Origin of the sequence: Bifidobacterium pseudolongum subsp. globosum (assembly GCF_000741295.1) — a bacterium.
Classification (GTDB): domain Bacteria; phylum Actinomycetota; class Actinomycetes; order Actinomycetales; family Bifidobacteriaceae; genus Bifidobacterium; species Bifidobacterium globosum.
This window is the reverse complement of record NZ_JGZG01000005.1, coordinates 573,070-599,273: the sequence shown is the minus strand read 5'-3', so window position 1 is coordinate 599,273 and position 26,204 is coordinate 573,070. Positions and strand designations below refer to the sequence as shown.

Annotated in this window: 20 protein-coding genes and 1 tRNA gene; 18 read left to right on the top strand and 3 right to left on the bottom strand. The window is 65.6% G+C overall.

The annotated features are described in order from the left end of the window. Positions 1 to 1,455: an ATP-binding protein gene (locus BPSG_RS04825; RefSeq protein ID WP_080699216.1), complete on the bottom strand. Its 1,455-nt coding sequence runs from the start codon at positions 1,453 to 1,455 to the stop codon at positions 1 to 3. A 114-nt stretch (positions 1,456 to 1,569) separates the two neighbouring features. On the opposite strand from BPSG_RS04825, the gene BPSG_RS04820 reads away from it, so the two are divergent. From BPSG_RS04820 to BPSG_RS04790, 7 genes are all read left to right on the top strand, one after another. Continuing rightward, positions 1,570 to 3,564: a PspC domain-containing protein gene (locus BPSG_RS04820; protein WP_026643561.1), complete on the top strand. Its 1,995-nt coding sequence runs from the start codon at positions 1,570 to 1,572 to the stop codon at positions 3,562 to 3,564. Between the two features lie 28 nt (positions 3,565 to 3,592). Further along, complete coding sequence (locus BPSG_RS08320; protein ID WP_026643562.1) at positions 3,593 to 4,165, top strand: DUF4064 domain-containing protein; 573 nt, start codon at positions 3,593 to 3,595, stop codon at positions 4,163 to 4,165. A gap of 135 nt (positions 4,166 to 4,300) precedes the next feature. Continuing rightward, on the top strand, positions 4,301 to 5,047 hold the full coding sequence (locus BPSG_RS04810; protein ID WP_026643563.1) for an ABC transporter ATP-binding protein: 747 nt from the start codon (positions 4,301 to 4,303) through the stop codon (positions 5,045 to 5,047). After that, complete coding sequence (locus BPSG_RS04805; protein ID WP_051591994.1) at positions 5,044 to 5,937, top strand: ABC transporter permease; 894 nt, start codon at positions 5,044 to 5,046, stop codon at positions 5,935 to 5,937. Before BPSG_RS04810 ends, BPSG_RS04805 begins: the two co-directional genes overlap by 4 nt. 138 nt (positions 5,938 to 6,075) lie before the next feature. Beyond that, positions 6,076 to 7,278 carry a trans-sulfuration enzyme family protein gene (locus BPSG_RS04800; protein WP_026643564.1) on the top strand — a complete coding sequence of 401 codons (1,203 nt, stop codon included), beginning with the start codon at positions 6,076 to 6,078 and terminating at the stop codon, positions 7,276 to 7,278. A 26-nt stretch (positions 7,279 to 7,304) separates the two neighbouring features. Further along, complete coding sequence (locus BPSG_RS04795) at positions 7,305 to 8,621, top strand: O-acetylhomoserine aminocarboxypropyltransferase/cysteine synthase family protein (RefSeq protein ID WP_026643565.1); 1,317 nt, start codon at positions 7,305 to 7,307, stop codon at positions 8,619 to 8,621. A 106-nt stretch (positions 8,622 to 8,727) separates the two neighbouring features. Next, positions 8,728 to 9,780 carry a zinc-dependent alcohol dehydrogenase family protein gene (locus BPSG_RS04790; RefSeq protein ID WP_202961606.1) on the top strand — a complete coding sequence of 351 codons (1,053 nt, stop codon included), beginning with the start codon at positions 8,728 to 8,730 and terminating at the stop codon, positions 9,778 to 9,780. 62 nt (positions 9,781 to 9,842) lie between these two features. On the opposite strand, the gene BPSG_RS04785 is transcribed toward BPSG_RS04790, so the two are convergent. Further along, positions 9,843 to 9,916, bottom strand: a tRNA-Pro gene (locus tag BPSG_RS04785). 170 nt (positions 9,917 to 10,086) lie between these two features. Here BPSG_RS04785 and lysS point away from each other — a divergent pair. The 11 genes from lysS (at position 10,087) to BPSG_RS04730 (ending at position 25,402) form a co-directional block, all read left to right on the top strand. Next, positions 10,087 to 11,772 (top strand): lysine--tRNA ligase, encoded by a 1,686-nt coding sequence (lysS, locus tag BPSG_RS04780; protein WP_026643567.1) that lies wholly within the window; start codon positions 10,087 to 10,089, stop codon positions 11,770 to 11,772. Between the two features lie 192 nt (positions 11,773 to 11,964). After that, positions 11,965 to 12,759: a hypothetical protein gene (locus BPSG_RS04775; protein ID WP_034879020.1), complete on the top strand. Its 795-nt coding sequence runs from the start codon at positions 11,965 to 11,967 to the stop codon at positions 12,757 to 12,759. A 584-nt stretch (positions 12,760 to 13,343) separates the two neighbouring features. Further along, the gene (locus BPSG_RS04770) at positions 13,344 to 14,387 is read left to right on the top strand and encodes a uroporphyrinogen decarboxylase family protein (RefSeq protein WP_026643568.1); all 1,044 of its coding nucleotides are present in this window, start codon (positions 13,344 to 13,346) and stop codon (positions 14,385 to 14,387) included. A gap of 65 nt (positions 14,388 to 14,452) precedes the next feature. Further along, on the top strand, positions 14,453 to 15,637 hold the full coding sequence (locus BPSG_RS04765) for an ABC transporter substrate-binding protein (protein WP_033502132.1): 1,185 nt from the start codon (positions 14,453 to 14,455) through the stop codon (positions 15,635 to 15,637). Between the two features lie 31 nt (positions 15,638 to 15,668). Further along, positions 15,669 to 17,492, top strand: coding sequence for an ABC transporter permease (locus tag BPSG_RS04760; RefSeq protein WP_026643570.1), 1,824 nt, complete (start codon positions 15,669 to 15,671; stop codon positions 17,490 to 17,492). 6 nt (positions 17,493 to 17,498) lie between these two features. Next, positions 17,499 to 19,322 carry an ATP-binding cassette domain-containing protein gene (locus BPSG_RS04755; protein ID WP_080699217.1) on the top strand — a complete coding sequence of 608 codons (1,824 nt, stop codon included), beginning with the start codon at positions 17,499 to 17,501 and terminating at the stop codon, positions 19,320 to 19,322. A gap of 24 nt (positions 19,323 to 19,346) precedes the next feature. Next, the gene (locus tag BPSG_RS04750; protein ID WP_026643572.1) at positions 19,347 to 20,120 is read left to right on the top strand and encodes an SDR family oxidoreductase; all 774 of its coding nucleotides are present in this window, start codon (positions 19,347 to 19,349) and stop codon (positions 20,118 to 20,120) included. 50 nt (positions 20,121 to 20,170) lie between these two features. Next, entirely contained in the window at positions 20,171 to 21,238 is a 1,068-nt protein-coding gene (gene menA / locus BPSG_RS04745) for a 1,4-dihydroxy-2-naphthoate octaprenyltransferase (protein WP_026643573.1), read from the top strand. Positions 21,239 to 21,295: 57 nt separating this feature from the next. Further along, the gene (locus tag BPSG_RS04740; protein WP_026643574.1) at positions 21,296 to 22,036 is read left to right on the top strand and encodes a phosphoglyceromutase; all 741 of its coding nucleotides are present in this window, start codon (positions 21,296 to 21,298) and stop codon (positions 22,034 to 22,036) included. A 244-nt stretch (positions 22,037 to 22,280) separates the two neighbouring features. Beyond that, a complete protein-coding gene (locus BPSG_RS04735) occupies positions 22,281 to 24,410 on the top strand; it encodes an oleate hydratase (RefSeq protein WP_080699218.1) in 2,130 nt (709 codons plus the stop codon). Beyond that, positions 24,407 to 25,402, top strand: coding sequence for an alcohol dehydrogenase catalytic domain-containing protein (locus tag BPSG_RS04730; RefSeq protein ID WP_026643575.1), 996 nt, complete (start codon positions 24,407 to 24,409; stop codon positions 25,400 to 25,402). Before BPSG_RS04735 ends, BPSG_RS04730 begins: the two co-directional genes overlap by 4 nt. Before the next feature lie 88 nt (positions 25,403 to 25,490). Here the strand turns inward: BPSG_RS04730 and phoU are convergent, their stop codons facing one another. Further along, positions 25,491 to 26,171 (bottom strand): phosphate signaling complex protein PhoU, encoded by a 681-nt coding sequence (phoU, locus tag BPSG_RS04725; protein ID WP_026643576.1) that lies wholly within the window; start codon positions 26,169 to 26,171, stop codon positions 25,491 to 25,493. Between the last annotated feature and the right edge of the window lie 33 nt (positions 26,172 to 26,204).

The following is a 26,204-nucleotide window of genomic DNA, read 5'->3' as shown; positions in this document are numbered from 1 at the left end:
TCATAGTGCGCCGCCGCCGGCCGCGCCATGGTCCTCCGCTCCAGCGGACGGTTTGGCCGGCGCGGCCGTCTGTGGCGCGGATGTGCCGGCCACGATCGGCATGTGCATGCGCACCTCGGTGCCCCAGTGCGGGCGCGACACGATCTCCACCGTGCCGCCACGCCTACGAACACGCCCCATGATCGATTCACGGATCCCCAGGCGGCCCTCGGGAATCGCGTCGACGTCGAAGCCCTCGCCGTGGTCGCGCACAAACACCTCCACCTGGCGTTCGCCGGCCTCGCAATACACCGAGACCGGCTCGCCGCCGTGTGTCACGGCGTTGACCATCGCCTGCGCCGCCGCGTCGAGCAGCGCGTCGGTCTGCGCGCTCGGCCGCGCGTCGCCCACCGTCACCACGTCGATCGGCTTGCCATGCGTGTCTTCGACCTGTGCGGCGATCTCCTCAAGTCCCGCCTTGACCGAACGGTCGCTCGTGGTGCGCTCCTGATACAGCCAGCTGCGCAATTCGCGCTCCTGCGAACGGGCGAGCGCGAACACCTGCTGCGGCTCGGCCGCATGCAGCTGGATCAGCGCGAGCGTCTGCAATACGCCGTCATGCAGATGCGCCGCCATGTCGGCGCGCTCCTCTTCACGTTCCTTGAGCGCGCGCTCGCGGCCCGAGGTGCGCATCAGGGAGACGAGCTGCGGCACGAGCGCGCACAATACGCCTGCGAGCAACGCGAACCCGGCGCACAGGCTGTAGAGGAACGGCACGGAGCCGTCTTCGATCGCGGTCTGCGTGACGAGCAGCGCGTAGGCGGCAAAGACGAGCAGCACGCCGACCACTGTGGTCCATGTCTGCCCCGTGCGCGCGTTGAAGCGCAGCCAAGGGAGGCCCACGCCGGTCGCGGCGAGCAACACCGGCAGCATCAGGCCGTTGGCCGTCTGCAGTTGGTTGATGAGCAGGGCGATCGCGATCAGTACAACGCCTGCGCACGCGAACAGCGCGGGTTTGGAGGCTTCGTCGATCACCTGGCGCATGCTCTCCATGCTGACGGGACGGCCGCCTGCCTCTTCGTTCAGACCTGTGTAATCATAAGGATTGTCTGGCACCGGTTCGGGGCTTCGGGGTGCTCCGTAGGGCGTATTACCGCGCGACAGCGGCGCATTCGCGGCGCCAGCGGATTGCGCGAACCGCACACGGAGGGCGGCCTCGGCCACCGGGTCGCCCGGTGGTACCAACACCCACAGCGCCACGTAGGCGATTGCGCCTGCGCCGTATGCGAAGCACGAGAGCGCGAACGCCAGTCGCACCCAGGCTACATGGACACCCAAATGCATGCCGATGCCACGGGCCACGCCGGCGATCCAACGCCCGTGTTTGGGGCGCAGCAATGGCAGTTTGGCGGGGAACAGCGCTGGCGGCTGGGCTGCGGCCATGCCGTTCGCAGGGGGTGCAGGTGCGGAAGTCATGGTTCCATTGTGCCGTGGTTCAGGGAGAATGTCAGGGCCTCACGCCCAGATTCAGGGTGTGATTCAGGGTGTTCCCCGAGGCGTTTCACGCTGGCGGCCTGCTGTAATGGAGCCATGAGCAATCCACAGCACAATCCGGAGCCACAGGGGCAAGGTGGTCCGGCATACACACAGGTCCCCGCTTCTTCCTCGCCACACCAGCCCACGCAGCCCACGGCCAAGCCCGAAGCCTCGTTCTTCCGCTGGATTCGCGAAAGCCGCGTGGAACGCACCAACGACCGCGTGATTGCCGGCGTGTGCGGTGCCATCGCCCGCGAACTGGGGTGGAACGTCACCCTCGTGCGCGTCCTCATGGTCGTCTCCGTGTTCTTCGGCGGCTTTGGCGGTCTGCTGTACGGCATCGCCTGGCTGCTGCTGCCCGACGAGCTCGACCACCGCATCCTGCTTGAGGAGATTATCGCGGGGCAATGGGATTGGGCGTTCGTGGGCGTGATCCTGGCGATCGTGATCGCCGGCGGCTTCGGCTTCGGGGTAGGCTTCGACTGGGACTACGGCTTCGGTCTGCACTGGGGCATCAACGTGATGCCGCTGCTGTTGGCGATGCTCGTGTTCTACCTGCTTGTCGACAATGGCCGCCGCAGGTTCCGCGCGCCGGTCGCACCACCTGCGCCATCCGGCACGCCATACCCGCCGCAGCCGAACGCCTACACGAGCGGTGGCGCACCGGTGCGCCCCATGCCACAGCCGAGCGCACCCGCACAGCCGGTTACACAGCAGCCGGTCATGCCGCAGCGGCCGGTGCCGCCGCAGTCGATGGCGGCAGCCCCCAATCCGCAGCAGCAGGCGTGGTCGCAGGCATACCCGCAGACCGCCTCGTCGGCCGCCGTGCCGCCCGCGGCCCAGCCGTATGCGCAGTCCGCCATGCCGATGGGCGCGGCTCCGGCCGCCCAACAGGCCCCTGCATACACCGCGCAGCCGGCCGCTGCCGCGGTGCCGATGCCCGCCACGCCGCGTGAACCGAGGCGTGCACGCCGCAAGGGAGCAGGCCCCATGGTCGTGCTGCTGTTCTTCGGCCTCATCCTCGCCTCCGCCGGCATTCTGGCGATTGTGCTCGACGACCGCACCACGTTCATCGGCGAGGTGCAGCCGCTGATCATCTACGTCGGTGCCATCGTGGCGGTGCTGGGCGCGATCATCGTGGTCCTCGGCTGTTGTGGGCGGCGCACCGGCGGCCTGCACCCCTTTGTGTGGACCCTCATGTTCTTGGCCGCGTGCTTCATGGCGGTCGGCGGCGCATGGTCGGTCATGGACCAATACAAGAACGCGGTGAGCCGTGACTACACCCGGATCGGCATCGGACCCGACAGCGTAGACACCTCGTTGACCGCGAAAGACATGGACGAGATCACCAAGGGCATCGCCGTGAGCGGCCAGGGCATGATGCGCAGCACGCTCGACATCAACCTGAGCGACTACGCGAAGGCGAACGGCAAGCACACCATCGAACTGCGCGACGGTAAGACCAAGGAGACAACGTGCCCGGTCGGCACGATTCCGATGACCGTCGAGGACGCCCGCGTAGTCATCACGATCCCGGATGGCTGTTCGTGGGGATTCGATTCGTCGCTGCATGACGGCACGGTCGACTCGTTCGGCAACCGGTATTCGGCGATGACGAGCGGCGACCCCTTCGATGTGCTCGGTGGCAACGGGGACTGGTCCAACATCCGCGTGACCGTGGACGAGAACTCGACGCGGGTGCACATCCCCGGCATCGACGTGCGGGTCATGGACGATGACGACCTCGACGAATCCATCGATGACCTGACGGACGGTGACGGCGACCGTGAGCCAGCGCACGTCTTCGTGACGAGCGAGAATTTCCGATCGCAGCGCATGGCACGACTGTGCGATGGCGTGAGTGTCGTCGACGGCAAGGTCGAATTCGAGTCCGGAGCCAACAGCCAGATGCGCCAGCTTGTCAAGGATGGATACTACTGGCCATGCGCCGTGCTGGCGGACGCCGCGCCGGCCACGCCCGAACTGGTGATCCAACCCAACGTGGTGATCGGTGGCAACATCACCGTGCGCTACGCCTCGCAACGCTGACCTCTACCAGATGAAACGGAACACGATCATGAACACCACCAACCCACAGCGGCCGGAACGCGATGACGACACCCAGGTCATCGAGACGGCCGAGATCACCGAACTGAACATGCCGATGAGCGAACGTTTCGCCGAATTCGACGAGGCGACGACCGAACTGCCCGCAGACGCACCCACGGACGAACCAGAATCCCCGGAGGCGGACGCTGCCGCCGAGGAGGCCGATGCGCCCAAAGCGCCTCAGGCCCCAGCCGGCACAGTGCCTCCCGCCAACGCGGTCCCGCTGTACAGCTCGCCCCAATCCGCGCCGCAACCCCAGCAGCCCATGCGCCCGAAAGGACCGAGCGCAGGCACGATTGTGCTCGGCGTGATCGTGCTGCTGTGCGGCGTGCTGACGATCGCCGTCGGCGCCTCCATGTCCTCGGCCACCTTCGTGTTCTTCCCGAACATGCAGCATTTCACCGCGTACCTCTTCGCCGGTGTCGGCGGACTGCTGTGTGTGCTCGCCGTGGTCTGGGCCATCGCCTCGGCCATCGGCAGGCGCCGCCGTGAACAGACTTCCCCCATCCACGAGTCGAAAGGAGCGCGTATCGACCGATAACTCCTTCTGACTCTTACTCGCGCGCCGCGTATGCACTGCTTTTCCTGCTACCAAATGCATACGCGGCGTTTTTCCATGCCTCGCCGCGGGCGAAGTACCGCACGGCACGCGCCGCCCGTTTGTACAGTGGCTGGTATGAGCCCGAATCCCACACCCCCAGCACCACACTTGTTCGAAGCCAGCCATGTCACCGCCGTCATGCCGCAGCAGGGCGGCGACCACACCGTCTTCCACGATCTGAGTTTCCATGTGGACACCGGCGAGGTCGTCGACATCACCGGCCCCTCGGGCGCCGGCAAATCCACACTGCTCACCGCCTTCGCACGCCTCAACGCGCACACGACCGGCACATTCGCGCTCGACGGCAAGGATTCAGACTCGTTCACGCCGCAACAGTGGCGTGTGCGTGTGTCGTACCTCCCGCAGACCTCCACACTCATCGGCGACACCGTGGCCGACGTGATCCGCCTGCCGTGGACGCTCGCCGTGCGGCAGGGCGAGCGCAAACAGGAGCCCGCGGATATGCTCGCGGACGAGCATATCCGCCAGTTGCTCGACGCGATGGGCTGCGCCGACATCCAGCTCGACCGCAATCCGCGCGACCTGTCTGGCGGGCAGGCGGCGCGCGTGAGTCTGGCGCGCACGATCCTGACGAAGCCGCGCGTGCTGCTCGCGGATGAAGTGGACGCCGGGCTCGACGAGGAGAACGCGGACAAAGTGGCCGATCTGCTCAAGCGCGCGGCCGAGCAGGGCGCCGGTGTGGTACGCATCCGCCACCGTGCGCCCGACGGCCGCGCGAACCGGATCATGGTGCTCAGCGGCGGCGAATTGAGCGAGCAGCAGGCGGCGTCCGCTGCACAAGGGGAGGGGCGGCGCGCATGACCGATCACAGCTATTTCACGATCGACAATCTCGGCCTGCTCATCGCGGCCGGCATGGTCGTCATCGCCGCGGGCATCTCCGTGCTCATGAAGCTGGGCGTGGCGAAATCACTGGTCTGGTCGATGGTGCGCTCGTTCGTGCAGCTGCTGATCATGGGCATCGTGCTCGAATATGTGATCCGCCAGCAGAACGTGTGGCTCGTCGTCGGGCTCATCGCCATCATGCTCATCGCGGCCGTGCAGATCACGATGTCGCGCGCGAAAGGCGTGCCGAAAGGGCTCGTGCCGATCGTGCTGCTCAGCCTTGTGGTCACCATGCTCATCATGATCTCGATCGTGGCCGAACTGATTGTGCGCCCGCACCCGTGGTACGCGCCGCAGGTCGTGATTCCGCTGACCGGCATGATGCTCGGCAACACGGTCTCCGCGCTCGCCCTGGCCATGTCGCGGTTCTTCGAATCGATGCGCGAACGCTATGAGGAGGTGGGCACCTTGCTCGCACTCGGCGCCACGCCGTGGGAGGCGGCCCGCCCGTCGGTCATGTCGTCAATCCGCCTCGGCATGCTGCCCACGATCGCGAACCTCGCCTCGGCCGGCATCGTGACGATTCCGGGCATGATGTCGGGCCAGATCATCGCCGGTGGCAATCCACTCGACGCTGCGCGATACCAGTTCGTGATCCTCACATCGTTCTCCGCGCTCACCCTGCTCGCCGGCGCGATCATCCTCGCCCTCGTCTACAAGCGCTGCTTCATCTCGTACGACCGGTACCTCATGCCCCAACCCGCGCAACCGCTCTCAGTGCGCGACATGCTCAACCTGCGCAAGGCGGTGCATTCGGGCGCGGGCAACGGCCCGGCACACGGCACAGGCACCGGCGCGCGTCCCTGACCTGCGCCGGCCGTTTTGAGCACCCCATAACCAACGGGTATACCCCGGGGCGTGTGTCGCGCACAGCACGCCGGTAGGTTCGCATATGGAGCCGCAAGCACACCGCCTGCGGCGCGAACAACCACCAAGGGGGTGCATATGACGCAATTGAACACCAAACTCGTGCACGGCCTGCCGCTTGGCACCGACACGACCGGCGCGGTGAACCCGCCCATCTACAATTCATCCACATACGCTTTCGAAACGGTCGAGTCGATGCCCCGCTGGGATTACGCGCGCAGCGGCAACCCGACCCGCGAGTTCCTGGAGCGCCAGATCGCCCAGCTCGAACACGGCACGCGCGGCTTTGCATTCGCCTCCGGGCTCGCCGCGATCCACGCCGTGCTCTCGATCTTCGCGCCCAACGACCGCATCGTCGTCGGCGCGAACATCTACGGCGGCACGTATTCGCTGTTCAACGAGCACTTCCGGCGCTGGGGGTTGCTCAGCACACCCGTGGACACGCAAGACGAATCCGCGCTCGAACGGGCCGTGCGCGGCGACGACCTGACGCCGCCCGCGCGCGCCGTGTACGTGGAGACGCTGACCAATCCGCTGCTGCAGGTCAACGACATCGCCGCAATCGCGCGCATCGCGCACCGGTACGGCGCGATCGTGATCGTCGACAACACCTTCGTCACGCCGTATCTGCAGCAGCCGCTCGACCTGGGCGCCGACATCGTGCTCCACTCCGCCACCAAATACCTGGCCGGGCATTCCGACGTGATCGCCGGGCTGGCCGTGGTACGCGACGATGCGCTCGGAGAACGCGTGTACTATGCGCAGAACCGCCTCGGCGGCGTGCTTGCGCCTGCCGAATGCGACACCGTGCGCCGTGGCATCCAGACGCTCGCGCTGCGGCTCGAACGCCAGCAGGAGAATGCGCTCGCCGTGGCGCAGCACCTGCTCGCGCATCCGTATGTGCGCGACGTGCACTACCCGGGCATCCATGGCGAGCCTGTGGCAGCGAAGGGATTGCGCGGCTGTGGCGGCGTGCTGAGCTTCGAGGTGGCGCCCGGCATCGACCCGGCGGACGTGCTCGACCACCTGCGCGTCTTCCGGCTGGCCGTCAGCCTGGGGGCGGTGGAAAGCCTCGCCGAGCTGCCTGCGCGCATGACGCATTTCGAGCTGCCGCGCAGCGAACGGCTCAAGGTGGGCATCACTGACGAGCTCATCCGCCTGTCGATCGGCATTGAGGACGTGCGCGATCTGATCGACGACCTGGACCAGGCCTTCGACGTGGCGCAGGAACACGCGCGCCGGCGCTCGACCGACGACCTGTACGCGGTCCTCGCCATCTGAGCCACCCGCATACCAAGGAGAAACCGATGTGTCATGTTGAGACGAGCGCAATCCACAGCGGCTACACAGCCGCCGACCATGTGCACGCGGCCGTGCCGCCGATCTATCTGAGCGCGGCGTTCCACATGGAAAGTGCCGACCGCGGCGACGCGCTGTCTGCCGGCACGCAGGACGGCTTTTCGTATTCGCGCGTGGCCAATCCCACCGTCGACGTGCTCGAACGGCGGATCGCCGCGCTCGAAGGTGGCCGTTCCGCCGTGGCCGTGGCCTCGGGCATGGCCGCCGTCTCGTTTGCGCTGCTGTGCGCGGCGGAAGGCGGCGGGCGCATCATCGCACCGAAGACGCTGTACGGCGCGTCGGTGGACGCGATGGCGAGCTTCTTCCCACAGTTCGGCGTGCACACCGATTTTGTGGACGACATCAACGATCTGGCCGAGGTGGAAGCGCTCATCGGACCGGATACGCGCGCGATCTTCGCGGAATCGGTGGCCAACCCGTCCACCGAGGTCACCGACGTGGCGGCGCTCGCCGAACTCGCGCACCGCCACGGCGTGCCGCTGATCGTGGACAACACCGTGCCCACGCCATACCTGTTCCAGCCGATCCGCTGGGGCGCCGACGTAGTGGTGCATTCCACCACCAAAGGCATCAGCGGCCACGGCAACACACTCGGCGGTGTAATCGTCGACGCAGGGAACTTCGACTGGGGGAGCCCTCGTTTCCCGCAATTCACGCAGCCCGAACTGGTGGTGAGCGACGAGCGCGCCGGCGCATGGCACAGTTTTGCGAGCCGGTTCGGAGCCGACGCCTACATCCGACGCGTGCGCATCAAATATGTACGCACGTTCGGCGCGGTTGAAAGCCCGGTCAACGCATATCTGCAGCTGCTCGGGCTCGAGACTCTGGCGGTGCGCGTGCGCGAACAGACACGCTCCGCGCAGGCGATCGCGCGGCATCTGCGCGGCGTGCCGCATGTGCGCCGCGTGCAGTACTCCGGGCTCGCGCTCGAGGATGAGGCGGACGCCGGCGCGCAGGCGCAACGCGTGCGGCGTCTGTTCGCACACGGTGTGGGTCCGGTGCTCTCCTTCGAGCTCGACGGTGGGCGTGAGCAGGTCAGCCGCGTGCTCGACGGCGTACGCGTGTTCAGCTATGTGCCCAACATCGGCGACGCGCGCTCGCTCATCGTCGATCCGGCGCGCATCACGCACCGCGAGGTGCCGGCGGAGTTCCGCGAGGCGGCCGGTGTGAGCGACAATCTGATCCGCCTGTCGGTGGGCCTGGAGCATGTGGACGACCTGATCGCCGACCTGGACGGCGCGATTGCGCACGCGTACGGCGTGTGAACAGAACCGGCGCGGGTTGGCTCTGCGCGCATCCGTCCGTCCGGCCCTACGATGGGGACAGTGGCATATGCGCAGTGTGCATATGCACGGACAGATGGGAGCATATATGACAGAGACCATGAAGAGCGCCATGTTCGAATCCGCGGGCCACATGGCCATTGAGGACGTGGCGAAGCCGACTATCGAACAGCCCGACGACGCGATTGTGCGCGTGGTGCGCACATGCGTGTGCGGGTCTGATTTGTGGCCGTTCCGCGGTATCAACCAAAGCGAGGACCACTCCACGAACCCGGGCCACGAGGCCATCGGCATCGTGGAGGAAGTGGGCGAGGCCATCACCTCGGTCAAGCCCGGCGACTTCGTGATCGCGCCGTTCACGCACGGCTGCGGCGAATGCCGCGCATGCCGCGCCGGCTATGACGGATCGTGCATGGCGCACAACGACAACTTCACGATGGGCGCGCAAGGCCAGTTCATCCGATTCCAGCACGCCCAGTGGGCGTTGGTGAAGATCCCGGGCAAGCCCGAGGACTACAGCGAAGGCATGCTCAAGAGCCTGCTCACGTTGTCTGACGTGATGGCCACCGGCTACCATGCGGCGCGCACCGCACGCGTGCAGCCGGGCGACACGGTGATCGTGCTCGGCGACGGCGCGGTGGGGCAGTGCGGCATCATCGCCGCGAAGATGATGGGCGCCAAGCGCATCATCTCCACAAGCCGCCACGAGGACCGCCGTGTGCTCGCCCAGGAGTTCGGCGCGACCGACAACGTGGCCGAACGCGGCGACGAAGGCGTGGCGAAGCTGCTTGAGCTGAGCGATGGCGGCGCGGACGCCGTGCTCGAATGCGTCGGTACCGACGCCTCGTTCCAGGAAGCGGCCGCCGTGGCACGCCCGGGCGCGCTGATCGGACGCGTCGGTCTGCCGCACGGCCAGCAGATCAGCGGCGAAGGCACGTTCTACCGCAACGTCGGACTGGCCGGCGGCCCGGCCTCCGTGACGACGTATGACAAGGAGGTGCTGCTGCGCGCTGTGCTCGACGCACAGATCAACCCCGGCAAGGTGTTCACGCAGACCTTCAGCCTCGACCAGATCCAACAGGCGTATGAGGCCATGGACCAGCGCAAGACGATCAAGTCGTACCTGATTGTGGAAGGCTGATCCGCCGCGGACAGCCCGTGAGAAACGAAAAACCCCACCGTGCGGTGGGGTTTTTCTTTGGGTCGGGCTGGCGAGATTTGAACTCGCGGCCTCTTCGTCCCGAACGAAGCGCGCTACCAAGCTGCGCCACAGCCCGTTTTTGACAACAGATGACAGTTTACGCATAAATCACAAATACGCAAATTCGGCGTGTTGCGCTTCAATCCGCCGATGCGCGCATGCGCTTCAAGCTGTGCGAGACAGCGCCATATACACGCCATATACATAGGAATCGGCTGTAGTGGCTGGTGGTTACACTGGGTCGCTATGACTGAACCGATTGCAACCGAAGAAATCACCGTGGAGGAAGACGCCAACGGCGTGCCTGCCATGACGACCGTGGAACGCGCCCAACTGCTGCTCGACCAGGACGCCGCGATCACGGCGCGCATCCAGGAAGGCGCCACGCTTGACGAGGCCGTGGACCCGTCGAACAAGGAATTCGGCCCGCAGGCGCACCCCGAACAAGTGCAGATGCGTGTGGCGAAGCGCGCGATGATGCTCAAGGAGGGGCTCAACCCGTACCCGGTCACGCTCGATGTGACCAGCACGATCGAAGCGGTGCGCGCCAAGTACGACGGCACGCTCGAAGCGGGGCAGGAGACCGACGACGTGGTGGGTGTGGCCGGCCGCGTGCTGTTCATCCGCAATGCCGGCGGCCTGTGCTTCGTGCAGCTCGCGGCGGGCGACGGCACGACGATCCAGGCGATGCTCTCGAAGAAGCAGATTGGTGCCGATTCCCTCAAGCTCTTCAAGCAGCTCGTCGACCTCGGCGACCACCTGTTCGTCAAAGGCCGTGTGATCGCCTCGAAGACCGGCGAGCTGTCGATCTTCGCCGACGAATGGGCCATCGCCGCCAAGGCGCTGCAGCCTTTGCCCACCCTGCACAAGGAACTCAACGAAGACACGCGCACGCGCAAGCCGTACATCGGCATGATCGCCGATGAGCGCATCCGCAACATGGTGCGCAACCGCTCCAAGGCGGTCTCGTCGCTGCGCCGCACCTTCGACGACCACGACTTCCTCGAGGTGGAGACGCCGATGCTGCAGACCGTGCACGGTGGTGCGGCCGCACGCCCCTTCACCACGCACATGAACGCGTTCGACCTCGACCTCTACCTGCGTATCGCGCCCGAACTCTTCCTCAAGCGCTGCCTCGTGGGTGGCATCGACCGCGTGTTCGAAATCAACCGCGATTTCCGCAACGAGGGCGTCGACGGCACGCACGCGCCCGAATTCACGATGGTCGAGGCGTATGAGGCCTACGGCAACTACGACACGATCGCCGCGCTCGTCAAGGAGCTCGTGCAGAAGACCGCGAAAGACGTGTTCGGCAGCTCGACCGTCACACTGCTCGACGGCACGGAATACGACCTGGGTGGCGAGTGGAAGACGATGAGCATGTACGACTCGCTGTCCGAAGCGCTCGGCCAGGAGATCGTGCCGAACGGTGGTCCCGACCACCCGGGCACGTCCGTCGAGGAGCTCGGCCGCATCGCCGACAAACTCGGTGTGGAACGCGACGACGTGGAGAACCATGGCAAGCTCGTGGAGCACCTGTGGGAGCACTTCTACGAAGACAAGCTGTATGAGCCGACCTTCGTGCGCGACTTCCCGGTGGAGACCTCGCCGCTCGTCAAGGCGCACCGCAGCAAGCCGGGCGTCGTGGAGAAGTGGGACCTCTACGTGCGCGGATTCGAGCTGGCCACCGGCTACTCCGAGCTCAACGACCCGATCGTGCAGCGTGAACGCTTCGTGGCGCAGGCCAAGGACGCGCTCGCCGGCGACGAAGAGGCGTGCGACATCGACGAGGACTTCCTCGAGGCGCTCGGTGTCGGCATGCCGCCGGCCGGCGGCATGGGCATGGGCATCGACCGCCTGCTCATCGCGTTGACCGGGGCCACGATCCGCGAAACGATCACCTTCCCGCTCGTCAAGCCGCTCAACGGCTGAGACTTCAAGCGCCGCCGTCGGCAACCGCGCACGGCGGCGCCTGTGCATCTACGTACAACCAACCCAGAAAGGATTGGAACCATGAATCCAAACGAAACCCAGGGGCCGGGCTAGCCCCAGCACAACGAAACCCCGTACGCGGCGCCGGCGTACACCCAGCCGCAGCAGCAGGCCGCGCCGCAGGCACCGTATGTGCCGCCGCAGCAGACGGCCGCCGCTGCGCGCAAGGGCGCGAATCTGGCCGAATCGCTCGGCTCGCAGCATATCCAGATCGGCAACAAAAAGATCGATTACGCGGCGATCGTGACGCTCGTCGGCGCGGTGATCTCCATCATCGCCCTGTTCCTGCCGTTCACGAGCGTGTCGATGTTCGGCCAGAAGGTCTCCAGCAGCCTGTTCCAGCAGGGCGCCGTCGGCTGGTACATGCTCGTCATGCTCCTGGCGATTGGCGCATGCGCGGTCCTGGAGAAGCGGTTCACCGCACTCGTGCTGACCGGCCTTGACACCTTGCTCCTGATCTTCGTGATCGCCGCGGGCGCCCAGCAGATGCAGCAGGGCTCCGCGCTCTCGAGTGTGCTCGAAGGCTACATGGGACAGCAGGCCATGCGCGTGCAGTATGGGGCTGGCATGTGGCTCGCGATCATTGGCGTGATCGTCATGCTCGTCGGCACCATCGTGGCGTACTACAACCAGATGCAGGCGCACAAGCGCACCACTCCGGCCGCTCCCGCTGCGCCAGCCGGCACCGACCCGTTCCAGAACAACGGATGGCAATTCGGCGTGCCCGCACCGCAGCAGCCATCGTCGACCGATACGAGCAACTGGCAGTTCGGCGCACCCAACCCGCCGGCGCTTGCGGCTCCGGCGGCGCCTTCCGCGCAGCCGTTTGTGCAGCCCGTGCAGGCGCCCACCATGCCGCCCGCACCGTCGGCTGCGGCCGCTCCTACGGCGACGCCTGCGCCGAATCCGAATCAGCCCAATGTGTGAAACACGCTAGTGCAATAGCGCTATGATGGCGCGCAAATGGCCCCGGCCGTCCTTATGGGAGGCCGGGGCCATTTGTATGGCTGTGGGTACTGAGTACAGCCACAGGTGTCCCCCATAGTCGTTACGGGTAGTGCCTTCTCCGCTACGGGTAGTGCCTCCTCGGGCAAGTCTCATGTGTGATTGCTGGAAAATGGCGGTTTCTAGGAGGAGGGGAACAGGTGTGGCACTACCCGTAGCGGAGAAGGCACTACCCGTAACAGGCAAAGCGGCCTGTGGCGGGTTGGTATGTGGGAGTCTGGCTGTCTGCTGGGCTATTGGTTAAATTTATAGCACGTTTAATATTCGCAATGTGGCGGAGATTGATAGCGTGCCATAACGAGAGCCAGTAAAGAACCCCGTGTTTTCCATGCGAACACGCGTTATGCTCTGTGGTACACGGCTGGGTTTTGCAAATGAATCCCGATTGTTTGCCCAGTTGTCCATCATCCGTCAGCGTGACGCTGAATGGTGGTGCAGATGAAAACATCTACAAAACATCTGCATAAAACCGCAACACGTAACACATATCAACACAAGGGGTCATCATGGCAAACCGCAAGCAGCAGTTCCACTCCATCGCACAGGGCCAGCCGGGCGCCGGCCATCTCACCGCCGCATGGGAGCATCTCGTCGGCCACGAATACGGCGCGCAGGAATTCGCCAGCGCCTACATCGACTTCATCAAGCAGTGGGATTGGGACTGGGTCAAGATCAATCCGCGTGCCGTCTACTATGCCGAGGCGTGGGGCGGCGTCTACGACCAGAACGACTACGGCGACTTCGTGATCCCCAAGACCGTGCGCGCCGTGATCAACACGCCGCAGGACGTGAGCACGATCGAACAGCTCGACCCGGCGCACAACCCCGCGTTTGAGGAGGCCACCGAAGCCGCGCGCCTGATCCGCGAGGCACTGCCGGACCGCGGTGTGATCCAGACGATCTTCTCGCCGCTCTCCGTGCTCCTGCAGCTCGCCGACCTGCCGCTCTACCCGAACGACACGCACACGCACTCCAAGACCACCGTGCAGGCGGCGATCTTCGACCAGCCCGAGGTGGCCAAGCGCGCGCTCGGCAACATCGCGCGCACGCTCGCCGACTACGCGCGCACACTCGTCACGCCCATCGAGCAGGGCGGCGCGGGGCTCGACGGCATCTTCTACGCCGTGACCGGCACCGTGAGCGAAGGCTACTTCGACCGCGACCAATACCGCGCATTCTCCGAACCATACGACCGCATCGTCATCGACGCCGTGCGCGAGGCGAACCCGGAGGCAGTGGTGCTGCTGCACACGTGCCGCGCCGAATCGAACCCGGAATGGTTCGACGACCTGGGCGTGGACGTGATCCAGTGGGACCAGTACGCCGCCGGCAATCCCAAGGCCGACCTCGAACTGCGCGCCGTGCCCGTGGCCGGCGCGAACTCGGTGGAGTTCGAGCCCGACGGCTCGGTCAGTGCCGTGCGCGCGCAGATCGACGAGACGCTCGCCTTGCGCGGTGACGCACCGTTCCTGCTCGCACCGAGCTGCACCGTGATCACGCCGGCGAACGACGACGCGCTCGCCGTGCTCGCCGAATACCGCGCGGCCTGACGCGCACACAGCCGCAACGCAACCACAAGAAGACAGATTCAGATCATATATAAAAGGGGATCATCATGACCGCACAGTGGAAGAACTGGAAGACCGCCATCCGATCCGTGCTCGCCGCGACGGCTGCGAGTGCCCTGCTCACCGGCACCGCCGCATGCGGGCTCGGCGGTGACACGGCGGGCGCCGCGAGCGCGCAAGGCGACACGGTGAACATCGGCGTGCTCTACCCGAAGACCGGCCAATACGCCGAATACGGCCGCCTGTTCAAGCAGGGCCTGGACCTGGCCGTCGAAGAGGTGAACGAAAGCGGCGGCGTGGGCGGCAAGACCCTCGGATTGAAGTATTTCGATACGCAGTCCGACCCGAAGCAGGACGCGTCGGTCGCGCCGAAACTCGCGTCCGACCCGTCGGTCATCGCCGTGGTGGGGGATTACGCGTCGCCGGCATCGGCCGCCGCCTCTCCGACATTCCAGCAGGCGGGGCTCGTGCATTACGGGTTCAACAATTCCTCGCCCACATTCACGCAGACCGGCGACCACGTGTGGAGCCCGGCGATCGGCACGGATTCGTACGAGCGCGTGTATGCGGACGCCGCGGCGAAGAAGGCGAAGAAGATCTCGGTTGTCTACATCGAGAACGACTGGGGCAAGCAGGCGTTCGAATACTTCAAGGAGCAGGCCGCACGCAACGGCACACAGATCGTCTACGAATCGTCGTACCTGCCTGATTCGACCGACCTGTCGCCGATTCTGATTCCGGCGCGTGACGCCGACCCGGACCTCATCGTCAACATCGGGTACGGCCCCGACGGCGCGCTCGTCATCAACACGTTGCGTGACAAGCTCGGCTACACCGGCCCGTTCTTCGGCGGCCAGGAGACCGCGGAGTTCCTCGACGTGGCCGGCAAGAACGCGGAAGGCGCGGTCATCACCGGCTCGTTCAGTGCCGAAGGCACCAAGAACAAGGGCGCCCAGGAGTTCGTCAAGGCGTTCAACGAGAAATACGGCAACAACCCGGGCAACTTCGAGGTGACCGCCTACCAGGCCGTCAAGGACCTGGCGTACGCCGCGAACGCCACGGAACCCACGCGTGAAGGCATCCAAAAGGCGTTGCAGACCGTCAAGGATTTCCCGCTCTACCAAGGCAACGAGACCACCTTCTCCTTCGACCAGAAAACCCGCCGCGCGCCCGACATTGAACCGATCCTGCTCGTGGTCAAGGACGGCAAGTTCGTGCCGTACGAGGACTGACCGCCACACGCTGGCACTGTGAGGGACACCTGTGATAGATACGCTTTTCTCCGGCCTGATCCACGGTGGGGCCTACGCGCTCGTGGCCGTGGGCGTCTCGCTCATCTTCGGCGTCACGAACGTCGTCAACTTCGCGCAAGGCTCGCTTGTGGCAGTGGGCATGATGCTCGCCTGGTACTGCGGTTCGGTGCTCGGCTGGCCGCTCATCCCCGTCGTGCTCGCGGTCGTGGTGGTCACGGCGGCGCTCGGCTGGCTCATCAACGCCGGCGTCATCGCGCCGCTTGAAGGGCGCAAACCGATCGCCGCGCTGCTCGCCACAATCGGCGTGGGACAGATCCTCGACAACGGACTGCAGCTCATCTTCGGCGCGCGCACCCGCCCGTTCCCCAAACTGCTCGCCACAAGCAACCTGCAGGCGTTCGGCGTGCGGTTCGGCACGTCCGACGTGGTGATGATCGTGTTCGCCGTGCTCGCGATGGCCGGCCTGTGGGCGTTCCTGACCTACGGCAAGGCCGGCCGCGCGATCCGCGCCACCGCACAGGACCCGCAGGCCGCGCTGCAGATGGGCATCCCCGTCAAGCGCATCCGCAACCTCGCCTTTGTGATCGGCGCCGTGCTGTCGGGCATCGCCGGCATCTTCATCGGCCTGTTCAATGCCAACATCAACCCCATGAACGGCGGCTCGATCGGGCTTACGGCGTTCGTCGCCGCGGCGATCGGTGGTCTCGGCTCCATTCCCGGCGCCGTGGTCGGTGGCCTCGTGCTGGGCGTCGTCGAGGCACTGGGTGTGTTCTGGTTCGGTGACGGCGCGCACGACCTCATCACCTTCGGTGCGCTGCTCATCATCCTCATCACCCGGCCGCAAGGCCTGCTTGGCGCCTCCACGAACGTCACATCCGAGCCGATGACCGGCACGTTCCTCGCCGGCGCACGCCCGATCCGCCTGCCATGGTGGGGCAATCTCGTGCTCGCGCTCGCCGCGCTCGCCACACCGTTCATCTTCAGCGATTACCTCGCCGGCATCGGCACGCAGATCGCGGTGTATGCGATCGCCGCCGTGGGTCTCACGCTCATCTCCGGTTCCGCCGGCCAGACGATCCTGGGCCTCGCCGGGCCGGTCGCGCTCGGCGCCTACGCCTCGGCGCTGTTGACGACGCAATTGCACTGGCCGTTCCTCGTGGCGTTGCTCTGCGCCGGCATCATCGCCGCCATCTGCGCGTGCGTATTGACCTTCCCCGCGTGGAAGCTCTCGGGGCATTACGTGGCCATCGCCACGATCGGCCTCGGCGCCGTCATGGTCGCGCTGATCCGCGTGGCCGAGCCGCTCACGCACGGGTCCCTGGGCATCACCGGCATTCCGTTCCCCACCATTTTCGGCAGTCCACTCAACACGCCGCAGAAGATCTATCTGCTCGACGTGGCGGTGCTCATCGCCGCGCTCGTGATCGTCATGCGCATCCAGCGCGCCCATCTGGGCCATGTGTTCGACGCGATCGGCTCCGACCAGGAGGCGAGTGAGGCGATCGGCGTGCGCACCGGCGCATACAAGGCGCTCGCCTATGCCATCGCCGCGTTCCTCGCGGGGCTTGCGGGCTCCCTGCTCGCGCACCAGTACACGTACATCGATCCGACGATCTTCAACTCGAACATGTCGTTGCTCATTCTCACGATCATCGTGCTCGGCGGCATGAACTCGCCGCTCGGCGCCGTGCTCGGCTCGATCATCTTGATCGGCGCCCCCGAGCTGCTGCGCGTCGTGCCCGAAGCGCGCATCCTCGCGTACGGCGCGCTGCTCATCATCGTCATCATGTTCCGGCCCCAAGGCCTGTTCGCACGCAACGCAACGAAAGGGTGAACCACCATGACCGAAGACACCACAGCAGTCGCCATCCACGGGTTCCCCGCGGGCGGTGTGCGCGGGCCCGTCGAATCCGTGGACCCGTATTCGCAGGCGCTCGAGGCCTACGGCGGCGACCCGGTCGCTTACGCACGCCACCACCGTGAGGCTGTGCTCGAAGAACCCGTTGTGCTCAGTGTGCGCAACCTGGCCAAATCGTTCAAGGGGCTCAAGGCCGTCGACGCCGTGTCGTTCGACCTGCACCAAGGCGAGGTCATCTCAATCATCGGCCCCAACGGGTCGGGCAAATCCACCACAATCAACCTGATCTCCGGGTTCCTCACGCCAGACAGCGGCATCATCGACGTGCGCGACCAGTCGATCGCCGGGCTCGCCGCCGCCGACGTGGCCGAACGCGGCGTGGCTCGCACGTTCCAGAACGGCCGCGTGTTCGGTTCGCTCACCGTCGACGAGAACATCGCCTTGGGCTACCACGGCAAACTCGTGGAACAGCGGCCGTTCAAGCAGCTGCAGCGCTACCCGCTGCTGCGCTGGGTCAACCTGCTCTCCGAAAGCGCGCTCGCCCTGGTGCACGGGACGAAAACGCGGCGTGAGCGCGAATCGGTGGCCGACCGCGTGACGATCGAAGTGGACCGCTTCAAGGAACGCCTCGGCACGCGCCGCAACGACTTCACCTACACGCTGTCGTACGCAAACCGCCGGCGCACCGAAATCGCCCGCGCGCACATCAGCGAGCCGTTGCTGCTGTTGCTCGACGAGCCGACCGCCGGCATGAACCAGTCGGAGACGGCGGAAGTGCTCGAGCAGCTGCAGTACCTCAAGGCGCAAGGCCACACGATTCTGCTCGTCGAACACAAGATCGAGCTCGTCACCGCGCTCTCCGACCGCGTGATCGCCATGGACGGCGGGCATATCATCGCCCAAGGCGACCCCGACGAAGTGCGCCGCGCGCCGCAGGTCGTGGAGGCGTACTTGGGCAAACGGCGCGAACTGCACGTCACACGCACGCGCGGGCAGGCCGGCGTACTGACCAAACAGAACGCGATCGAACGTGAAGACAGCGCCGCGCAGGCCGAGCCGGCGCTGGCGTCCGAACAGCTGGCGCGCGAATCACTGCTGCGCCTTGACCATGTCAACGTGCACTACGGGCAGGTGCACGCACTGCAGGATGTCTCACTCGACGTGCCGCAGGGCGCGATCGTCTCGCTGCTCGGCGGCAACGCCTCCGGCAAATCGACGACGATGAAGACGATCCTGGGCCTGACGCGCACCACGAGCGGCGTCATCGATTACGCCGGCCGCGACATCACCACCGAGCCCACGCGCGAACGCGTGATTGGCGGCATCGCGGCGGTGCCCGAGGCCCGGCGCGTGTTCCCGCAGATGACCGTGCAGGAGAACCTGCTCTCCGGCGCCTACACGCGCCACGACCGCGCGGCGGTGGAGCAGGACCTGGAGCGCATGTATGCGCGCTTCCCGCGCCTCGCCGAACGGCGCGGGCAGCAGGCAGGCACCATGTCGGGCGGCGAACAGCAGATGCTCGCGTTCGCGCGTGCGCTCATGAGCCGGCCCAAGCTCATCTGCATGGACGAGCCGACGATGGGCCTGTCGCCGCGCCTTGTGGAAGACGTGCTGGAGCAGATCGCCGCATTGCGCGACGAGCTGGGCATATCGGTGCTCATGGTCGAACAGCAGGCGGAGCTCGCGCTCTCGATCGCCGACTACGGGTATGTGCTGCAGAACGGCCGCATCCGCCTGCAGGGCCCGGCGAGCGAACTGCTGCACAACCCCCAGGTGCAGGAAGCGTATCTGGGCGGTGCCCACTGACACACGAAGACGGAAGGAAGAACCATGACCACACCGCATACCGAACCAACAACCGGCACGGATGATGCGCGTGCGGTGCGCACCGCCATCGTGACGGGGGCCGCGGGCGGCGTCGGCAGCCGCACCGTGCAGCGGCTCGCCGAACACGGCTGGCACGTCATCGCAATCACCCGCACGAACGAGGACGCGCAGCGCATGGCAAGCCTTGCAGGCGTCGATGCCCTGTACGCCAATCTGGCCGACGTGGGGGCGCTCGCCGGGTGGGTGCAAGACGAACTGCTCGCACGCTTCCCGCTCGAACGGCTCGACCTGCTCGTGCATGCCGCCGCAACGGCGCACGTGGGACCAGCGGCCGATGCCGACGCGGGCACATGGCAACGCGTACTGCAGACGAATGTCATCGCGCCGGCCGTGCTGACGGGCGCATTGCTGCCGCAGGTGCGCGCGGCGAAAGGAACCATCGTGTTCATCAATTCGGGGGCGGGGGAGCGGGCGGTGCGCAACCATGCCGTCTACGCCTCGTCGAAACACGCGCTCCGCGGATATGCGAACACGCTGCGGCTTGAGGAATCGGGCGCGGGCGTGCGCGTCACCACCATCTACCCCGGGCAGATCGCCACGAAGATGCTCGCCGGCATCGACCGCGCCCTCGACGTGCCGTTTGAGCCCGAGCGCTACATCCAGCCGCAGAGCGTGGCCGATGCAATCGTCTGGGTGGCCGAATCCGGTCCTGACATGCAGGTCACGAACCTCGATCTGCGGCCTCGCCAAGAGGTCTCCGCACAGTTCAACGTCTGACCTGCCCCATATGCGGGCAGTTGGGTGGCGCCGGTGAGACAATGCTCAGTATGCAACTGTCTCAACTCATCTCCGGCACACGTCCGCGCACACTCGCGCTCGGCGTGGCGCCCGTATGGATCGGCGCGGCCGGCGCATGGGCCCTCATGCGCGGCCGCGCGCACACACTGCCGCAATGCGCATGGGCCGCCGGCGGCGCGCACTGCGCCTCCTCGCCCGCGCGCATGACCACGCTCATGCTGCTGTGCCTGGGCGTGGCGGTCTTTCTGCAGATCGCCACGAACTTCGCGAACGACTATTCCGACGGCATCCGCGGCACCGACGCGCACCGTGCAGCCGTAGCGGTGGCCAACCGCGTGGAATACGTGACGCGCGCCACCGGCCCGGGCGTAGTCGAGCGCGAGGAGACGCTCGACTACGAGGAGCTGCACGCGCCCACGCGGCTCGTCGCCTCGGGCGTGCCCCCGCGCGCCGTGCTCACGGCGGCCGTGGTGAACGCGGCGCTCGCGTGCGCGTGTGGCCTCGCGGCCGTGGTGATCACAGGCTACTGGTGGCTCCTTGCGGTGGGTGCACTGTGTGTGCTCGCCGGCTGGTTCTACGTCGGCGGCGCGCACCCGTACGGCTACCGCGGATGGGGCGAGGTCGCCGCGTTCGTGTTCTTCGGGCCGGTGGCCACGCTCGGCACGACGGTCACGATGGCGGGCACGGTGGACTGGCCCACCGCGTGCGCGTCGGTGGTCATCGGACTGGTGGCGCTCGCCGTGCTCTCAGTGAACAACCTGCGCGACATCCGCTCTGACGCGCAGGCGGGCAAACGCACATGGGCGGTGCGGCTCGGCGCGCGCGCCACGACCGTGTGCATCATCGTGGTGATCGCGCTCGTCATGCTGGCCGTGCTTGCCGCGGGCGTGTATGTGGGCGTGCACGGATCCGCACTGGCCCATCTGACGGCGGGCTGGGGATTCTGCGCGGTGCTCGGCATGGTGTGTGTGCTGCTCACAGGGTATTTCACGTGTTTCGAGGTGGCGCACGGCGAATACATGCGCGCCATGTGGTCGCTTGCGCTGATCGCGCTGTGGTTCGCGCTCGCGTTCACCGGATTCGCGATGGTGCTGTGAGCTGTGCGCGTGCCGTGCGCGGCGAAAATGACAGGGCGCAACGGTACACTGGCAACCATGACTTATAAATTGGTACTGCTCCGACATGGTCAGAGCGCATGGAACAAGACAAATCAGTTCACTGGCTGGGTTGACGTCCCGCTGACCGAGCAGGGTGAGGAAGAGGCCAAGAACGGTGGCCGTCTGCTCAAGGAGAAGGGTGTCCTTCCGGACATCGTCTTCACCTCGCTGCTGCGCCGCGCGATCAACACCGCCAACATCGCCCTCGACGAGGCCGACCGCCTGTGGATCCCCGTCAAGCGCGACTGGCGCCTCAACGAGCGCCACTACGGCGCGCTGCAGGGCAAGAACAAGACCCAGATCCGCGAAGAGTACGGCGATGAGAAGTTCATGCTGTGGCGCCGCTCCTACGGCACCCCGCCGCCCGAGATCGACCCGAACGACGAGTACGCGCAGAACAACGACCCGCGCTACGCCGGCGATCCGGTCCCGGAAGCCGAGTGCCTGGCCGACGTGGTGGCCCGCGTCGAGCCGTACTGGGAGTCGGACATCATCCCCGAGCTCAAGACCGGCAAGACCGTGCTGATCGCCGCCCACGGCAACTCGCTGCGCGCGATCGTCAAGATGCTCGACGGCCTGACCGAAGAAGAGATCGCCAAGGTCAACATCCCGACGGCCATGCCGCTCGTGTATGAGCTTGACGACGACTTCAAGCCGATCAAGAAGGGTGGCGAGTACCTCGATCCCGAGGCCGCTGCCGCCGGCGCCGCCGCTGTCGCGGCCCAAGGCCAGAAGTGATGAGCCTGTAGGCATACGCTGAACCAATGTGGCTGCCGCCATCCCAGTGATGGTGGCAGCCACATTGTTATATGTGCCGCAAGTACATCCCTATACCGCATCAAGCCGCAAGATGCCTGCGTTCGCAAGCTCTTAGTGAAGTCCCGCGCGCCCACGCGCGGACGGGCACACAATGGGCCCTAGAGCGTCGAAGGTCGGCGTGAGCACATCTTCGCGGGAACGAGCCCGCGCAAGAGGAGGAAGCATGTACTATTCGGCAGGCAATTTCGAAGCGTTCGCGCATCCCAGGAAGCCGGAGGGCATCGAGAACAAGAGCGTGTACATCATCGGCACGGGTCTGGCGGCGCTCACGTCCGCGTTCTACTTGGTGCGCGACGCGCAGATGCCGGGCAGGAACATCCATGTGTTCGAGAAAGACGTGCTGCCGGGTGGCGCGCTCGACGGCGCGTTCATCAAGGGCGAAGGCTATGTGATGCGCGGCGGCCGCGAGATGGATAACCATTTCGAGGTCATGTGGGACGTCTACCGCGATGTGCCGAGCATCGAGGACGAGAACGTGTCCATGCTCGACTACTACTACTGGCTCAACAAGGAAGACCCGAACTATTCGAAGTGCCGCGCCACGAAGGGCCGTGGCCAGGACGCGCACACGGACAGGAAGTTCGGCCTCTCCGACAAGGCCGTCATGGAGATCCTCAAGCTTTATCTGGCGACGGAAGAGGAACTTGCGAACAAGAAGATCACCGACTACTTCGACGATGAGGTGCTCGATTCGAACTTCTGGCTGTACTGGCGCACCATGTTCGCGTTCGAAAACTGGCAGTCGGCGCTCGAGATGCACCGCTACATCCACCGCTTCATCCACCACATCGGCGGCCTGCCGGACTTCTCCGCACTGCGCTTCACGCGCTACAACCAGTACGAGTCGATGATCCTGCCGTTGGTGAACTACCTCAAGGCGCACGGCGTGCAGTTCCATATGCAGACCTCGGTGGACGACGTGACGTTCGAGGTGAGCGAGCACGAGATGGGGCCGAAGCGCGAGTACACGCACGTCGCGATGGACGAGATCATGCGCGCGCAGGCCGAAAACGGCGCCTTCCCGCGCAACCCGTACTCGACGCCGAACAAGAAGGTCGCCAAGACGCTCGTCATCACCGACCTCAAGAACAACGAGACGAAGACCATCGAACTGAGCGAGAACGACTTCGTCTTCATCACCAACGGCGGCCTCGTCGAATCGACGACCGAAGGCAACCAGAACACGCCGGCCGGCTTCAACCCCGCACTCAAGAAGGGCAGCGGCTGGGACACCTGGAACCGCATCGCCGCCGTCGACCCGAGCTTCGGCCACCCGCAGAAGTTCATCTATGACCCGAACCTGACGAAGTGGATGAGCGCGACCGCCACCACGCTCGACGACAAGATCATCCCGTACATCGAGAAGATCACCGGGCGCTCGCCGTTCGGCGGCCACACCGTGACCGGTGGCATCGTGAGCGTCAAGGACTCGAACTGGCTCATGAGCTGGACGATCAACCGCCAGCAGCAGTTCCGCGACCAGCCGGCCAACCAGATCAGCGTCTGGATCGACGCGCTGCTGCCCGACAACCCGGGCAACTACATCCGCAAGAAGATGCAGGACTGCACGGGCGAGGAAATCTGCGAGGAGTGGCTCTACCACATGGGTGTGCCGACCGACAAGATTCATGAGCTCGCGTCCAACCACTGCAACACGATTCCGGTCATGATGCCGTACGTGGATGCGTTCTTCATGCCGCGCGAACTCGGAGACCGGCCGGACGTGGTGCCGGATGGCGCCGTCAACTTCGCGTTCATCGGCCAGTTCGCCGAAGAGCCGCGCGACACGATCTTCACCACCGAGTACTCGATGCGCACCGGCATGGAGGCAGTGTACACGCTCTTCGACGTGGACCGCGGTGTGCCGGAGGTGTGGAACAGCGAATACGATGTGCGCGACATGCTCAACGCGGCGGTCAAGCTGCGCGACGGCGAACCGCTCACCACGTTCGGCCGCAATGGGCTTGAGCACAAGGCGATCGAGATCGCGCTCAACCGCACGAAGGGCACCTACATCTACGAGATGCTCAAGACCTTCGGCGCGATCGCCGATTCGGACCACCCGGTTGACATGAAGCCGGGCATGCGGTTCGATGCGTCGTTCAGCGAGGCCGACGAGGCACGGCTCATGCAGGAAGCGAAAGACGCCGAAGCGGCCGCGTTCCCGAACAGGCAGGCCGATGCCGCGGCCGCGGTCATTACTCCGGCCGAGGCAAGCGTGGACGCGCAGCCCGCAGGTTCCGACAAGCCCGAACCCGAAGAACATCTCGACAAGCCGGAGGTCACCAAGTGAAAGCCTATGTGATTCCCAATGAGCATGCCCGCGGACTCGATGCGATTGAGCTCGCGGACATGCCCACCCCGGCTCCCACGTCCGGTCATGTGCTGATCAAGGTGCATGCGGTCGGCCTCAATCCGGTCGACTACAAGCTCGCCGAGGGAGGCAATGAGAACTGGACGTATCCACACATCCTCGGTCTGGACGTCGCCGGCGAGATTGTGGAGATCGGCGAAGGTGTCGAAGACACATGGAAAGTCGGCATGCGTGTCGCCGGCCATGGCGACCTGCGCTTCGACGGCTGCTTCGCCGAGTATATGAATGCGCCGGCGTACGAGCTCGCGCTCATTCCCGACGACGTGGAGTACACCACGGCAGCGGGCCTGCTGTGCAGCGCGCTCACCGCGTACCAGACGATCAACAGGAAACCGAACCTCAACCTCGTGCGCACCGCGCTTGTGCACGGCGGGTCCGGTGCAGTCGGCGGTGTCGCCGTACAGCTTGCGAAGATGCACGGCATCACCGTGTTCACCACATGCTCCACGCGCAATGTCGACTATGTGCGCGAACACGTGCAACCGGACGTCATCATCGACTACCGCACGCAAGACGTCGATGAACGTGTGCGCGAGCTGACCGATGGACGCGGCGCCGACCTCATCGTCGACACGGTGAGCGGGGAGGAGGCCGAGCGTGACCTGGGGCGCCTCGCATACAACGGGCAGCTCGTCACGATCGTCGATGTGCCGCCGGTGTCTGCCGCCCAGATGTTCGGTGGTGCGATGAGCATCGACGTCGTCAATCTCGGCGGCGCGCACGCCTCAGGAAACCCGATGGAGCAGCACAATCTGGGCACGATGGCCTCTGACGTCCTGTCGATGGTCTCGCAAGGCCAGCTCGACCCGCTCATCACCGGCGTGCTGCCGTTCTCGAATCTCGTCGAAGGGCTGCGTTCGCTCGCCGAGCACAAGGTCACCGGCAAGCTCGTCGTCGACTTTGACGCCTGAAACGGCTGACTGACTGCGTACACGTGGTCCCCGGCGCCTCAGCGGTGCCGGGGACCACATGCATAGTGTGGGCGGTGTGCTGCTCCCGTCAGTCGATGTCGGTTCCTTCGTCGCGGTCCGGTTCCTTCGACGGGTCGAATCCGGAGACGATGAAGACCACACGGCGCGCGGCGGAGACGGCATGGTCGCCGAGGCGCTCCATGAAGCGGCCGATCAGCACCACGTTGATGAGCTGCTGGTTCGTGCCCGGGAAGTCTTCGGACTGGGCGAACTCGAGCGTCTTCTTGTGCAGGTCGTCGAGCACGTCGTCGTCATGGATGATCTGGTCGGCCACCTTCGTGTCGCGGTCGGCGAGCATCGTGACGAGGCGGTCGGCGGTCACATCGAGGAACTGCTGCATCTGTGCGAAGGTGTCCACAATCTCCTGCGGCAACGGCGAATCGGGGTAGGTGCGGCGCGCGGATTCGGCGATGTGGCGTGCCAGGTCGCCCATGCGTTCAAACGTGATCGCCAAGCGCATTGTGGAGACCACGACGCGCAGGTCGGTGGCCACCGGGTTCTGGCGTGCGAGCAGTTCCACGCACTGGTTGACGATGCTCGTCGAAAGCTCGTCGGTTTCGGCATCGTTGTCGATCACCGTCTGCGCGGCGTCGAGATCGGCGTTGAGCAGCGCCTGCCCCGCGCCGTGGATGGCGTCGCGCACATTGCGTGCCATGTGGTCAAGGTCGTCGGCTACGGCTTTGAGGCCTTCGTTGAAAATTACGCGCATTTGATTCCCTTCCATTGGGTCCATCGGACGTGG

Excerpts from the sequence above, each read along its gene's own strand:
- BPSG_RS04750 (WP_026643572.1), top strand. The coding sequence starts at position 19,347 with ATGACCACACCGCATACCGAACCAACAACCGGCACGGATGATGCGCGT.
- BPSG_RS04735 (WP_080699218.1), top strand. The coding sequence starts at position 22,281 with ATGTACTATTCGGCAGGCAATTTCGAAGCGTTCGCGCATCCCAGGAAG.
- BPSG_RS04765 (WP_033502132.1), top strand. The coding sequence starts at position 14,453 with ATGACCGCACAGTGGAAGAACTGGAAGACCGCCATCCGATCCGTGCTC.
- lysS (WP_026643567.1), top strand. The coding sequence starts at position 10,087 with ATGACTGAACCGATTGCAACCGAAGAAATCACCGTGGAGGAAGACGCC.
- BPSG_RS04805 (WP_051591994.1), top strand. The coding sequence starts at position 5,044 with ATGACCGATCACAGCTATTTCACGATCGACAATCTCGGCCTGCTCATC.
- BPSG_RS04810 (WP_026643563.1), top strand. The coding sequence starts at position 4,301 with ATGAGCCCGAATCCCACACCCCCAGCACCACACTTGTTCGAAGCCAGC.
- menA (WP_026643573.1), top strand. The coding sequence starts at position 20,171 with ATGCAACTGTCTCAACTCATCTCCGGCACACGTCCGCGCACACTCGCG.
- BPSG_RS04795 (WP_026643565.1), top strand. The coding sequence starts at position 7,305 with ATGTGTCATGTTGAGACGAGCGCAATCCACAGCGGCTACACAGCCGCC.
- BPSG_RS04755 (WP_080699217.1), top strand. The coding sequence starts at position 17,499 with ATGACCGAAGACACCACAGCAGTCGCCATCCACGGGTTCCCCGCGGGC.
- BPSG_RS08320 (WP_026643562.1), top strand. The coding sequence starts at position 3,593 with ATGAACACCACCAACCCACAGCGGCCGGAACGCGATGACGACACCCAG.
- BPSG_RS04790 (WP_202961606.1), top strand. The coding sequence starts at position 8,728 with ATGACAGAGACCATGAAGAGCGCCATGTTCGAATCCGCGGGCCACATG.
- BPSG_RS04770 (WP_026643568.1), top strand. The coding sequence starts at position 13,344 with ATGGCAAACCGCAAGCAGCAGTTCCACTCCATCGCACAGGGCCAGCCG.
- BPSG_RS04740 (WP_026643574.1), top strand. The coding sequence starts at position 21,296 with ATGACTTATAAATTGGTACTGCTCCGACATGGTCAGAGCGCATGGAAC.
- BPSG_RS04800 (WP_026643564.1), top strand. The coding sequence starts at position 6,076 with ATGACGCAATTGAACACCAAACTCGTGCACGGCCTGCCGCTTGGCACC.
- phoU (WP_026643576.1), bottom strand. The coding sequence starts at position 26,171 with ATGCGCGTAATTTTCAACGAAGGCCTCAAAGCCGTAGCCGACGACCTT.
- BPSG_RS04820 (WP_026643561.1), top strand. The coding sequence starts at position 1,570 with ATGAGCAATCCACAGCACAATCCGGAGCCACAGGGGCAAGGTGGTCCG.
- BPSG_RS04825 (WP_080699216.1), bottom strand. The coding sequence starts at position 1,455 with ATGACTTCCGCACCTGCACCCCCTGCGAACGGCATGGCCGCAGCCCAG.